This is a genomic window from Microbacterium sp. Cr-K32 (assembly GCF_000708345.1).
GTDB lineage: Bacteria > Actinomycetota > Actinomycetes > Actinomycetales > Microbacteriaceae > Microbacterium > Microbacterium maritypicum_A.
Map to the genome: position 1 here is coordinate 229,391 of NZ_JARD01000022.1, position 12,458 is coordinate 241,848.

The following is a 12,458-nucleotide window of genomic DNA, read 5'->3' on the forward strand; positions in this document are numbered from 1 at the left end:
CAGATCACGGGCACAATGGTGGGGTGACCCAGCCTGTGACGCTCGGCGGGCGGCCCCTGATGCCGCCGCCCGGTACGCCTTCGGAGGAGCTGTTGATCGCGCGCTTCCGAAGCCACGCACGTCGGCTGTTCTGGTCGGCTCTCGTCCTCATCGCCACCTTCGGGGCGACGGCATACTTCTTCGGCAACCTCCCGGCGGGGTTCGAGGACTGGATGCTCCTCGCCGCGGCGGGTGCGCTGTTGCTGTTCGCCGTCGTGCTGCCGTTCATCGTCTGGTACTCGCGGAGCACCACCGTCACGACGCGGCGGGTCATCGTCCGCCAGGGGATCGGTTCTCGTCGGCGCCATGAGATGTCGCATGCCCGGGGCTACACGATCGCCGTTCGGCGGGGGCCCTTGCAGCGGTTGTGGGGGTCGGGCACGATCACCCTCTCGAACGGCGTCGACGCGCCGTTGCGACTGCCGAACGTGCCGAACGTGACTCTGGTGCACGAGACTCTTGCCGACCAGATCGAGGTCGGGCAGATCCTCGCCCACCGCGACGCGCAGGCCGTCGGCGACTGAGTTCCCTCGCCGGGCATGCCGCGGAGCGAGCCGGCGCCGGCGACGCCCATCGGCAACCGGTCGTGCGCGCCCGGTCGCGTGCGGAAGAATGGGTGCAGACGAATGGAGGCGGCACATGGCGTTGCGTGTTGGCGTGATCGGCGGAGGACAGCTGGCCCGGATGATGATCGCTCCGGCGGTCGAGCTCGGGATCGAACTGCGGGTGCTCGCAGAGGGGGAGGGGATGTCTGCCGAGCTGGCGTCCACCGCCGTGGGCGACTACCGCGATCTTGATACGGTGCGGGCTTTCGCGGCCGGCGTCGATGTCGTGACCTTCGACCATGAGCACGTGCCGCAGGACGTTCTCCGACAGCTGGTCGCGGACGGCGTCTCCGTGCACCCGGGGCCGGATGCGCTCCAGTACGCCCAGGACAAGCTCGTGATGCGCGCGCGCCTCGCAGAGCTGGGGATCCCTCAGCCCGAATGGGCGGCTGTGCGCACCGCCACCGAACTGCAGGCCTTCCTGGACGAGCACGCCGGAGCAGGCGTGGTGAAGACGCCACGCGGAGGCTATGACGGCAAAGGCGTGCGGGTCGTGCGTGCGGCGGAGGAGGCACAGGACTGGCTGGCGGCGCTCGCCGACGGAGACGCCCTGCTCGTCGAGGAGCTCGTCCCGTTCGTGCGTGAGCTCGCCCAGCAGGTGGCGCGTGGCGTCGGCGGCGAGATCGTCGCCTACCCCGTCGTCGAGACCGTTCAGCGCGACGGGGTATGTGCCGAGGTCATCGCCCCGGCTCCTGCCGCGACCGAGCGTTTGGTGGAGGTCGCGGAGTCGATCGGTCGCACCATCGCGGAAGGTCTGGGCGTGACGGGCATGCTGGCGGTCGAGCTGTTCGAGACCGACGACGAGCGGATACTCGTCAACGAGCTCGCGATGCGTCCGCACAACAGCGGCCACTGGAGTCAGGACGGCGCCGTCACCGGCCAGTTCGAACAGCATCTGCGGGCGGTCGCCGATCTTCCTCTCGGGAGCACCGCGCCGCGCGCCGCGTGGTCAGTGATGGTGAACATCCTCGGCGGCCCGGCCGAAGGGACGTTGGACGAGCGCTTCGGGGCCGCGATGTCTGAGCACCCGCAGGCGAAGATCCACACCTACGGGAAGGCGCCCCGGCCCGGTCGGAAGGTCGGCCACGTGAACGTTGCAGACGATGATCTCGACGATGCGGTCTACGTCGCCCGTGCCGTCGCCGCGCACTTCGTCTGATCAGATCGCATGTGGCGGCTCTTCGCCGACACATGCGCGGCAAGTGGTGTGCCGTTCGGGGAATCTCACAGCGGCAGACCGTACCCTGATCTGGTGACCGAGCCACTGCACTCTTCCGCCGAGCCCCTGGTCGGCGTCGTGATGGGATCCGACTCCGACTGGCGCGTGATGAGCGATGCATCTCAGGCGCTCACGGATTTCGGGATCCCCCACGAGGTGGAGGTCGTCTCCGCGCACCGCACACCCGACAAGCTCATGTCGTACGCGCGCGACGCGCGTTCACGCGGCATCCGCGTCATCATCGCCGGTGCCGGGGGAGCCGCCCATCTGCCCGGCATGCTCGCCTCCATGACACCGCTTCCCGTCGTCGGCGTGCCGGTGCCGCTCGCATATCTCGACGGCATGGATTCCCTGCTGTCGATCGTGCAGATGCCCGCGGGTATCCCGGTGGCGACCGTGTCCATCGGTGGGGCGCGCAACGCCGGTCTGCTGGCCGCGCGGATTCTCGGAACGTCGGATGAGGCTCTCGCCGATCGCGTCGAGGAGTACGCACGTGCGCTCGAGGCGCAGGTCGAGGAGAAGAACGAACGGCTGAAGGGTTCACTGTGACTCTTGCGCCTCCGCGCGCAACACGGCGCCCGCTCATCGAGACCCGGCCGCTGCGGCATCCTGATCCCGCCGATTCGGGGACGATGGTCAAACGCGGGTGGTGGCTGATCGCGGTGAACCTCCTGGTTCCGGGCTCCGCGCAGGTGCTCGCCGGCAACCGTCGCCTCGGGCGATTCGGTCTCGGAGCCACGTTGCTCTCCTGGTTCCTCGCGATCGTGGCACTGGGCCTCGCGCTCTTCGCCCGCCCTGTCCTGCTCTGGCTCACGATCGGTGGCGGGTTCTTCTCCGCCGTGGTCCTGACGATCGTGCAGGTGCTGCTGGTGGGGTACGTCGTGCTCTGGGCCGTGCTCACCTTCGACACTCTCCGCCTGGTGCGACTCGTGAAAGTGCCTGGGCCGTCCCGATTCGCCATCCCGGTCGTCGCGTTGGTGCTGTTGGGACTCGTGGGAGGCGGCGCAGGCTACGCTGCGACCGCCGTCGGATCGGTGCGCAACACGATCGGCTCGATCTTCGGACAGAGCGGACCGAGCGTGCAGCCCAGCGACGGCTACTACAACATCCTTCTCCTCGGCGCCGACAGTGGTGACGGGCGCGATTCGATGCGGTTCGACAGCATCTCGGTGGTCTCCGTGAACGCCGACACCGGGGCTGTCACGATCACCGGTATCCCGCGAGAGCTTCCGAATGCGCCGTTCAGCGACGGCAGTCCGATGCAGGAGCTGTATCCGAACGGGTTCGAAGGCCATGGCTCATCGACCTGCGGCTGGAACGGCTGGATGAACCATGTACGCAACGCCGCGGAGGTCTGTCGAGAAGATGGTGGCACCGGCCTCTATCCGGATGCCAAGGCCAACGGCTCGGAACCCGGGATCGAGGCGACGAAGGACGCGGCGGAGGGAGTTCTCGGAATCGAGATCCCGTACTACGTCTTCGTCGACATGCATGGCTTCGCAGAGCTCGTCGACGCTCTGGGCGGCGTGGAGATCGACGTCACCGAGCGTCTGCCGAAGGGCGGCCCGCCGGAGGGATGGACGGGCAGCGATGTGAACGAGTGGGCTATCGGATGGATCGAGCCCGGCAAGCAGCGCATGGATGGCGATACGGCGCAGTGGTACGCCCGCTCGCGGTACACCACCAGCGACTGGGATCGCATGAAGCGACAGAGAGAGCTGCAGGCCGCGATTCTGGCGCAGTTCACCCCGCAGACGGTTCTCACGCGTTTCAACGAGGTGGCCGCGGCGGGGACGGCGCTGATCAGCACCGACCTTCCCTCCGACAAGCTCCCGGAGTTCTTCGATCTGATGCTCAAGGCCAAGGAGCAACCGGTCACCTCGATCGAACTCACACCCGAGACCGGCGTGGACGAGCACCAGCCCGACTACGCATTCATCCACGAGATGATCCAGCAGAAGCTGCATCCTCCGACGGAGACGCCTACTCCTGAGCCGTGACCCCGGGTGTCCCGGAGCGGCGGAATTCTGTGCGGGTCCGTGCCCGCTGGAGCGCGAGGTCAGTGCGCATGACAAAGCCCACGGTCGCCTCCCGAAGGAGAGCGGCCGTGGGCTTCCGGTGGGTTCCACCGGATGCACCAGACGACGGTGATCGGAGGGGGAGGGATCACCGTCGTCCAGTCGACCACCGCACGAGGCGGCAGCCGGACCTAGGCGCGCTTGCGGCGTGCAGCTCCGACCGCGACGAGTGCTCCGCCGGCGACCAGCGCAGCTGCTCCGCCGCCGAGGATCCACGGCGAGACGTTCCCGCCCGTGAGGGCCAGCTCGATACCCCCGCCGGTGAGCGGCAGCTCAGAACCTGCGGCCGCGACTCCAGGATCGTGGTCGCAGCTCACGGCAGCATCGTGGCCGTGCGAGACCGTGATCGTCGCCGTGTACGAACGCGAGCCGTTGAAGGCGACGGCGTAGGAGCCCTCTCCGTCGGACGGCGGACGGAACGTGAGCGTCAGGCTGCCGTCTCCGGCAGCGGTGTTGCCGGAGACCGCGGCTTTCCCTGCGTTGTAGCCGGAAACCGAAACGTTCACGTTCTCGGACGGCAGGAAGTAGCCCGGTCCGAACACGATCGTCGAGGCTTCGCAGATGTCGATGATCGGATCGCCGACCTTGGCGCCGGGAGGCGTCGGATACGAGTCGGACGACGCGGACGGAACCGTCGGCGCAGCGGTTGCGACGGTGGGCGCGACGAGTACGAGCGCGCCGGCGGCAAGGCTGATGGCAGCCAGTTTCTTCAGCATGATTTCTCCCCAGAATTTCACGCGGAATCGCCTTTGGATACACCCCTGCATCCAACTGCGTGACGTCGTCCTGCCCCCACGGCAGGATTGCGGACGTCAGATATTCCCCAGTGAGTCGACAGTACCCTATCGAGCTGTTAATGTCACGAAGCGCATCGGAGCGGTGATCGAGTCGTGACGGCGGTGTCGATCAGCGGGGTGTGCAGCACTTCGGTGAGACGCTCACCTGCGCCGGTGCCCTGGAACTCGATCGTGATCGTGGTCGATTCTCCGGGCGCGAGGGAGACCTCGTGCTGCACCGCCGATCGATCCCCGATCATCGCCGTCTGCACGCCCTCCTCTGCGCCGTCCCGATCGATATGCGACGGTGTCGACCCCTCGGGGCCGTATACGGCGATCAGAGTGCGCACCGTTCCTGCCGGTACGCCGTAGAAGCCATCGGCCGTGACGTAGGCGGGCAGGGTGGTCGCGGCGTCGGCGGGGGCTGTGTTCGTCCACGTCACCCGCACCTGCGTGGTGGGTGTTCCCTGGCAGGAGCCGACCGATGTCGAGATGGCCGCGCGGGTGTAATAGTCCATCTTGCCGCCGGTGGTGTCGTTCATCAGCACCCCGACGGAGGTCGTATCGGAGGTGTCGTCGGGGATCGTCCCGCCCAGGGCGGAAGCCGCGAGCACGGTCTCCTCGGGCTCGTGGGCACTCCAGATGCGGATGCGTCCCTCGGCCGCCGAGTCAGAGAGAGCTCCGAGCAGTGCGCGCGGTTCCGCGCGGGACAGGGCGGCACCGAACAGGGCTCCAGCGGCCTGAGCGAAGATCTCGTCCTGTACCGCGGGATCGGGGACGGCAGCGTAGATCTCCGACAGGAGGATGTCGGTGATGTTCTCGGACGTGGCCGTGAAGGGGCCGAACGTGAGATCTCCGGTCGCGGCGATCAGATGCTTCGCGACGACGGCGTCCACGGCGATGACGCCGTCCACGGTCCCGCCGAACCGTCCCTCCCACCGCGCGGCGATGGCGGCGCCGGCCTCACGGAAATCAGGGATGCTGGTGAGATTCTGCAGATATCGGCCGGGGCGATCCTCGAACAGGGCGATCGTGGAGTCGCTGAGAGGCAGGCCGGTCTCCAGCGGAGGAAAGTCCCGAGTCGATGCCTGGGTCTGAAGCGAGATCTTGCCGCCCTCGGCATGCAGCAGGGCGATCGATCCGATGATCCCGCCCGAGGATCGCAGCTCCGCGTTGTTCTGCATCGCGAGCACATAGTTGCGCGGGCCTTCGCCGCCGAGCATCGTCGGCAGCAGCACGGCGGCGCCGTGGAGCGAGCCGACGACGGTCGCCGCCTCGTCGACCGATGAACGCATGGTGCGGATGGCATCGGCGAGCGGGGGGAGCGTGGCGTCCGCGTCGATGCGTCTGCCCTTCGACTCCGCAGTGCCGAGCGCCGTGTCCGCGGCGCCGAGCGGGCCGGCGATCTCGGCGAACGGTGCGAGGTCGATGGTTCCGCCGGCGAAGCCGAGGCTCGCCAGGTCGAAGTCCGCGGCAACATCCAGGAGCGGCGTGAGGGCGTCGTTCGACACATCGTCGGCGATCTCGGCGATGTCGCTCACAGCGCTGAAGTTCGGTCCGATCCAGGGGAGGGCGCCGAAAGCGTGCCACACCGGGTCGGAGGTCAGGGCGTGCGCGGATTCCGCGTTGTGAGCGATGCTCCGCGCGATCGGCCTCGCGCCGTCGAGATCACCGGTAGCGATCGAGGCCTTCAGCTGCGAGGCACCCTTCGCGACCTGCTGAAGGTCGTTCACGGCGCCGATCCCGCGGACGGTGACCCAGCCGACGGCGATGAGGAGAAGGGTCAGCAGAATGCCGACGGTCCACCCGATCCATCGGCGCCGGACGGGAAGTCGACCATCGCTCACCCGAGCATTCAAGCATGAACCGCTGCGGCCGTGGTGGGCGAAAACTGTGCGAACGCTGACACTACGGCGGCGCGGGCGCTGACCTCACGGGGGGAGCGGCACAGCGGGGATAGCCTGTGTGCATGGGTGCTCGACTGCGTGTTGTTCTGGATCAGCTCGTGGATGTCGTCGATGCCGATCACGCGGACGCCGCGGTGGGAATCACCGCCGGTCTGGTCGCGACCGCCCCCTCCGGTTGCGCCGTGGACGCCATCGTTCCGGCCGGCGCGTCCGTGCCTGTGGCGGGAATAGGGGACATCCGCACGCTCGGGATGGGGCGTCGTGAACTCGCCGCAGCCTGGCAGCTCGGGATCGCTCCGGGTGTCGGCGGCGGACTCATCCATTCGCCGACGCTGATGGCGCCCCTTGTGCGCCATGATCGGGTGCACGACAACCACCAGACCACGGTCACGGTGTGGGATCTGCGAGCCTGGGATGCGCCGGAGCTGCTGTCCAAGGGGAATGCGGCCTGGCAGCGAGGCATGCTCCGTCGAGCTGTGAGACATGCCGACGCGGTGGTGGTGCCGTCTCACGCCGTTGCCGAGCGTCTTTCGGAGCTGGCGAAGATCGGCGACCGCGTGCGGGTGATCGCGGGCGCACCGCCGCAGGGATTCGACGTTCCCCGTGATGCCGCCGCACGTCGCCATGCTCTCTCGCTACCGGATGAGTACGTGGTCCTGAGCGGATCTCCCGCGAACCTGTCCGACGGGTTCCGAGGCGCGGCGGCCGCTGGTCTGGACGCTGTCATCGTCGATGCTCCCGACGGCGCGGAACCTCGCTACGCCGACGCGGCGTCGGCTGCAGGTCTTCCCGAGCGGCGTGCGCACGTGAGAGGAAGGCTGAGCGTCGAGGACCGCGCGGCGGTTCTGGACGGGGCCGCTGCTTTCGTGGCGACCGAGGCCGTGGCAGGGTGGCCGTGGCGTGCAGTCGAGGCCATGGTGCTGGGTATCCCGGTGGTGGCTGTCTCCAGCGGCTCGCACCACGACGTCATCGCCGACGGAGGGATTCTCGTCCCGTCCAGGGAGATCTCCGACGCCGTGGTGGAGGCGGCTGGGGGAGCGGCGGAGAGACTCCGAGTGCTTGCCGCCGATCGGTCGCGCGCGTTCTCCTGGGCGAGCTCGGCGGAACGCCTCTGGGGCCTGCACGCCGACTTGTGATTCGCTGAGAGCAACCTGCGCATACGGGCGACACGCCGAAAAGTTGTGGCGCAAAGTGTGTAACAGTGGCATCATCCCGCAACTTCCGTCACACTGGTCACATGTCTCGACGTGCCCCACGCTCGCGAAACACCATGAGGTTCCCCCGACTCCTCACCTGTTTCCTCGCTGCCTTCGCCCTTGTCATCGGCACTGTGGTCCCCGCCACCGCCGCAACCGCATCCGTCTTGGCGAGCGGCACGAGCGTCACGCGAGCAGCCGCCGATCCTGTCTCCGCCGGGATGGTGAAGACGACGCTGGCCGGATTCGATGCGGGAAACATCATCAGCGATGCGGTCTTCACGAACGCGGGAACGATGACGGAGGCGCAGATCCAGGCGTTCTTCAACAGCAAGGTTTCGAGCTGTCAGAGTGGCTACGTCTGCATCAAGGACTTCTCGATCACCTCCGTCACCCGCCCGGCCGACGCCTATTGCAAGGGCTATACCGGCGCGGCCAATGAGTCGGCCGCGAGGATCATCTACCGCGTCGCCCAGTCGTGCAACATCAACCCGCAGGTGCTGATCGTCATGCTCCAGAAGGAGCAGGGCCTCATCACCCACACCTGGCCGAGCGCGTGGCGCTACAACATCGCGTTGGGACAGGGCTGCCCTGACACGGCGCCCTGCGATCCGAATTACATCGGCTTCTTCCACCAGATCTACGGTGCCGCGCGTCAGATGCAGATCTACATGGAGGGCAAGTGGTTCCAGTGGTACGCGCCCGGCAAGACCTGGAACATCCTCTACAACCCCAACGCGAACTGCGGCAGCTCGCCGGTGTACATCGCGAACAAGGCGACGTCGGCGCTCTATTACTACACCCCCTATCAGCCCAATGCCGCGGCGCTGCGCGCCGGGTACGGAGAGGGGGACGGCTGTTCGGCATACGGCAACCGCAACTTCTACAACTACTTCACCGACTGGTTCGGCCCGACCCAGGGGCCGAGAGATGATCCGATCGGGGTCGTGGAGTCGATCGAGGCACTCCCCGGTGAGTATCGGGTGCGCGGTTGGGCGTTGGACCCCAACTCTGCGGAGAGCATCGGCGTGCACGTGTACGTGGGGTCGGCCGGCTACGCCTACACGGCGGACGGAGACCGCCCCGATGTCGGAGCGTCGTACCCCGGCAAGGGGAGCAAGCACGGGTTCGACGTCAGGATTCCCACTTCCGCGTCGGGCGGTATCCGGATCTGCGTCTACGGGATCAATGTCGGGGCGGGCGGAAACTCTACTCTCCGCTGTGAGGAAGTCATCGGCAAGACCGGTCCGCCCGTGGGGGCGCTGGAGGCCGTGGCCGGCGTCGCCGGCGGGGTAGAGGTGTCTGGCTGGGCTCTCGACCCCGATACCGCGGGCTCGATCGGAGTCCATGTCTACGTGGGGTCCTCGGCGACCGCGCTGGTCGCGAGCCGGCCGCGGAACGATGTGCGCGATCAGTACCCGCTCTACGGCAATGCTCACGGGTTCGGCGCGACCATCACCGCGCCCGCAGGGCAACAGTCCGTGTGCGCATACGGCATCAACGTCGGTAATGGTGGAAACGTGCTGCTCGGGTGCGCCACTGTGACGGTGCCCCCGGCGAAGGACCCGGGGCGTGCTCCGATCGGACACGTCGAGAGCATGGCCGCGGGTCCCGGAGGCGCCACGATCTCGGGGTGGGCGTACGACCCGGACACGACAGCATCGATCGATATCCGCATAGAGGTGGACGGCGTCGCCAAGAACTACCGTGCGGACAAGGATCGACCCGATTTCGGGGCGGCATATCCCGCGATGGGCTCACGCCACGGATTCAACGAGTTCGTGTCGATGTCCGTGGGATCGCACCAGGTCTGCGTGTACGCGATCAATGACGGTGCGGGCGGCAATCCGCTGATCGTGTGCTCGACCGTGAAGGTGACGTCGCCTGTCGATCAGGGGCGAGTGCCGAAGGGGTTCGTTGAGGGCATCGTGCCGGGGGCCGGCGGCGCGACGGTCACGGGATGGGCTTTCGATCCGGACACGACTGATCCCATCCAGGTGCACGTGTACGTCGATGGCGTGGGCAAGGCCTACCTCGCAGACAAGGCCCGCGCAGATGTCGCTGCTTCCTACCCGGGAGCGGGGCCACGTACCGGATTCAGCGAGTTCGTTCCGATGTCGATGGGAACCCACCAGGTCTGCGTGTACGCGATCAACAACGGCGCCGGTGGCAATCCGCTGGTCTCCTGCACCAGCGTGAGGGTCACCGCGTCCGTGGACATGGGGCGTGTACCCCTCGGTTTCGTCGAGAGTATCGCCCCGGTGAACGGCGGCGCGACCGTCAGCGGTTGGGCGTTTGATCCCGACACGATCGATCCGATCCAGGTGCACGTCTACGTGGACGGTGTGGGCAAGGCCCTTCTTGCGGACAAGCCCAGACCAGATGTCGCGAAGTCGTATCCCGGCGCGGGGCCGAACACCGGCTTCACCGAGTTCTTCCCGATGTCGGAGGGGAGTCATCAGGTGTGCGTCTATGCGATCAACACGGGGAGCGGTGGCAACCCGTTGGTCGTCTGTTCCACCGTGAAGGTGAGCGCCCCCGTGATCGTCGACAAGGGCCGCGCGCCCGTCGGTTTCGTCGAGAGCATTGTGCCGGGTGCCGGAGGCGCGACCCTCACCGGCTGGGCGTTCGATCCCGATACGACGGACCCTATCCAGGTGCACGTCTACGTCAACGGGGTCGGCACGAGTTTCCTGGCCGATGGCGAACGCCCCGATGTCGGGGCAGCCTACCCGGGCGCCGGCTCGCGCCACGGTTTCAGCAAGTCGGTCGCGATGCCGTCCGGATCGAACCAGGTTTGCGTCTATGCGATCAACAACGGAGCAGGCGGCAATCCTCTGATCGTGTGCTCCACGGTGAGAGTGCCGTGACCTGCCGTTGATCCGCCGCGACAGCAACGTGCCGACGCTGAGGAGGCCGCTCCCGAACCTTTCGGGGGCGGCCTCCTCGCCGCCCCGCTGTGGTTAGACTCCATCGGGCATCCACCATTCAGCAAGACGGACGTGCGTAAGACTGGCCGTCTGCCTCATCACGGCTTCTTACACGTTCGACTTCGTCATCGACCGTGAATCCTATTGGAGCACGAACCTCTTCGCGAGCCTGTTCACTGTTTCCAAACTTATGGGGATCGTGTTGCTGCTCGTCGTTGTCATGCTCTGGACCCCGCTGCGGTCACTACTCCAGCTGAAGCCCTTCGTTGCGCTCGGGAAGATCTCCTTCAGCCTGTATCTCACCCATGGACCGATCGTGATCGGGATGCTCTTCCTGTTGGGGCCGGGCAAGCGCACCACGATCGTCCAGATCGTCCTGAGCCTCGCTGTCGCCGTCGCGTTCTATTACCTGGTGGAGAAGGGCGCGCACAGACTGTCCCGCCACGTCGCGCAGCGTATCCGCGCTGAGGATCGGTCCGTTCTCGCAGCATGATCGACGTGGTAGTCGACGCTGAGAAGATCGCCGGCCCACCACCGGGGAGCGCCATGACGACTAGGGGGTGTCAGATGCTCGCGGCCGATGCTCCGGCCGATTCCCTGCGCTGAATCGACCGGTTCAGGCGGCGCGCGAGCCGGTGGATCGGCCGTTCGAAGGCGTAGTAGAAGCCGATGGCGATGGCGAAGCTGGCGACCACCGTGAGGATCGCGGGCACGGCACCCACGCCGATGGCGAAGCCCATGGCGATCATGATCGGCCGATGTACGAGATAGAGACTGAACGAGATCGTTCCGAGGAAGACCATCACGCGAAGCGAGAGCAGCCGGCTCAGAGGGCTCCATTGCACGCTGAGGATGGTGAGGAGCACGATGCCGGCCAGAGCGAACGGCATCGTGGCCAGGCGTGGATCGATGCCTATGGACTGCAGAGGGCGACCGACCAGGAAGAACGATGTCATGCCGCAGATCGCCACGACCACGAGGACGAGTCCGCTCGAATGCGCGATCCATCCACCGCCTCGGAGGAATGCGAATGCCCGACTGATCTGGTCCCAGTACTGCGCCAAGAGGGCTCCGAAGAAGAACATCGGCATGTACGAGAGGAGCTGGTTGCTGACGCTCCAACCGATCCCGCAGCCCACGATCGCGACGAGCGTCGCCCAACCGGGAAACCTGCGCACCAGGTAGAGATAGACCGGTAGGAGAAGCGAGAAGACGACCTCCCACTGCAAGGACCAGAGGACGCCGATACCGTTGCTCGTCCCTCCGAGCAGCGTGGCGTCGTAGACGATCTCCGACCACTCGTAGTTCTTCGGGAGGGAACTGATCACGATGTTGTCGCCTGGTTCGACGACGTGCGGAATCAGGACGTAGGTGAGCCACGCGAAGAGGATGGCGAAGAGTACGGGCCCGTACAAGCGAAGCATGCGACTGGGAAAGTACGCCGACCACGTGAAACCTGGACGCGTCGCCGCCTTTGTCAGCGCGAATCCTGAGAGGACGAAGAAGAACCACACAGCCTCGGCTCCCAGCCAGATGATGTGCAGAGGAGAGAAGATGAGGATGTTGAAGATCGTGCGGTCTGCCGGCAGAAGATCGATGCCGGCCTGCAACGTCGCCCAGTTCAGCGCGAGGACATGGTACAACAGCACCGAGATGGCGGCCAGACCGCGCAACGAGTCGAGTTCAGGATTTCTGATGGGTCAACCTC

At 66.5% G+C, this 12,458-nt stretch carries 10 protein-coding genes; 7 read left to right on the forward strand and 3 right to left on the reverse strand.

Annotated elements, in window-relative coordinates:
• Positions 1-59: 59 nt before the first annotated feature.
• The 4 genes from GZ64_RS0111920 to GZ64_RS0111935 all read left to right on the forward strand — a co-directional run bounded on the left by GZ64_RS0111920 (position 60) and on the right by GZ64_RS0111935 (position 3,863).
• Positions 60-563: a PH domain-containing protein gene (locus tag GZ64_RS0111920; protein ID WP_172889180.1), complete on the forward strand. Its 504-nt coding sequence runs from the start codon at positions 60-62 to the stop codon at positions 561-563.
• A gap of 115 nt (positions 564-678) precedes the next feature.
• Positions 679-1,803: a 5-(carboxyamino)imidazole ribonucleotide synthase gene (locus tag GZ64_RS0111925; RefSeq protein ID WP_029266773.1), complete on the forward strand. Its 1,125-nt coding sequence runs from the start codon at positions 679-681 to the stop codon at positions 1,801-1,803.
• A gap of 141 nt (positions 1,804-1,944) precedes the next feature.
• Positions 1,945-2,412, forward strand: a complete 468-nt coding sequence (gene purE / locus GZ64_RS0111930) for a 5-(carboxyamino)imidazole ribonucleotide mutase (RefSeq protein ID WP_036331479.1) — start codon at positions 1,945-1,947, stop codon at positions 2,410-2,412.
• Positions 2,409-3,863, forward strand: coding sequence for an LCP family protein (locus tag GZ64_RS0111935; RefSeq protein ID WP_029266776.1), 1,455 nt, complete (start codon positions 2,409-2,411; stop codon positions 3,861-3,863). The genes purE and GZ64_RS0111935 overlap by 4 nt, the downstream gene beginning before the upstream one ends.
• Before the next feature lie 209 nt (positions 3,864-4,072).
• Here the strand turns inward: GZ64_RS0111935 and GZ64_RS0111945 are convergent, their stop codons facing one another.
• Together GZ64_RS0111945 and GZ64_RS0111950 are read right to left on the reverse strand one after the other, a co-directional pair.
• Positions 4,073-4,657 (reverse strand): hypothetical protein, encoded by a 585-nt coding sequence (locus tag GZ64_RS0111945; protein WP_029258296.1) that lies wholly within the window; start codon positions 4,655-4,657, stop codon positions 4,073-4,075.
• A gap of 143 nt (positions 4,658-4,800) precedes the next feature.
• Positions 4,801-6,564: a DUF4012 domain-containing protein gene (locus tag GZ64_RS0111950; RefSeq protein ID WP_029266779.1), complete on the reverse strand. Its 1,764-nt coding sequence runs from the start codon at positions 6,562-6,564 to the stop codon at positions 4,801-4,803.
• 122 nt (positions 6,565-6,686) lie between these two features.
• Between GZ64_RS0111950 and GZ64_RS0111955 the strand changes: the two genes are divergently transcribed.
• From GZ64_RS0111955 to GZ64_RS0111965, 3 genes are all read left to right on the forward strand, one after another.
• Positions 6,687-7,760 (forward strand): glycosyltransferase, encoded by a 1,074-nt coding sequence (locus GZ64_RS0111955; protein WP_029266780.1) that lies wholly within the window; start codon positions 6,687-6,689, stop codon positions 7,758-7,760.
• Positions 7,761-7,894: 134 nt separating this feature from the next.
• Positions 7,895-10,690 carry a hypothetical protein gene (locus GZ64_RS0111960; protein WP_029266781.1) on the forward strand — a complete coding sequence of 932 codons (2,796 nt, stop codon included), beginning with the start codon at positions 7,895-7,897 and terminating at the stop codon, positions 10,688-10,690.
• Between the two features lie 142 nt (positions 10,691-10,832).
• The gene (locus tag GZ64_RS0111965) at positions 10,833-11,243 is read left to right on the forward strand and encodes an acyltransferase family protein (RefSeq protein WP_331280737.1); all 411 of its coding nucleotides are present in this window, start codon (positions 10,833-10,835) and stop codon (positions 11,241-11,243) included.
• Positions 11,244-11,313: 70 nt separating this feature from the next.
• On the opposite strand, the gene GZ64_RS0111970 is transcribed toward GZ64_RS0111965, so the two are convergent.
• Positions 11,314-12,447 (reverse strand): acyltransferase family protein, encoded by a 1,134-nt coding sequence (locus tag GZ64_RS0111970; protein ID WP_081859741.1) that lies wholly within the window; start codon positions 12,445-12,447, stop codon positions 11,314-11,316.
• Positions 12,448-12,458 lie beyond the last annotated feature (11 nt).

What these genes read in the sequence shown, in the direction of transcription:
- GZ64_RS0111960 (WP_029266781.1), top strand. Translation starts at nt 7,895, where the DNA reads ATGAGGTTCCCCCGACTCCTCACCTGTTTCCTCGCTGCCTTCGCCCTT.
- GZ64_RS0111945 (WP_029258296.1), bottom strand. Translation starts at nt 4,657, where the DNA reads ATGCTGAAGAAACTGGCTGCCATCAGCCTTGCCGCCGGCGCGCTCGTA.
- purE (WP_036331479.1), top strand. Translation starts at nt 1,945, where the DNA reads ATGGGATCCGACTCCGACTGGCGCGTGATGAGCGATGCATCTCAGGCG.
- GZ64_RS0111955 (WP_029266780.1), top strand. Translation starts at nt 6,687, where the DNA reads ATGGGTGCTCGACTGCGTGTTGTTCTGGATCAGCTCGTGGATGTCGTC.
- GZ64_RS0111925 (WP_029266773.1), top strand. Translation starts at nt 679, where the DNA reads ATGGCGTTGCGTGTTGGCGTGATCGGCGGAGGACAGCTGGCCCGGATG.
- GZ64_RS0111920 (WP_172889180.1), top strand. Translation starts at nt 60, where the DNA reads ATGCCGCCGCCCGGTACGCCTTCGGAGGAGCTGTTGATCGCGCGCTTC.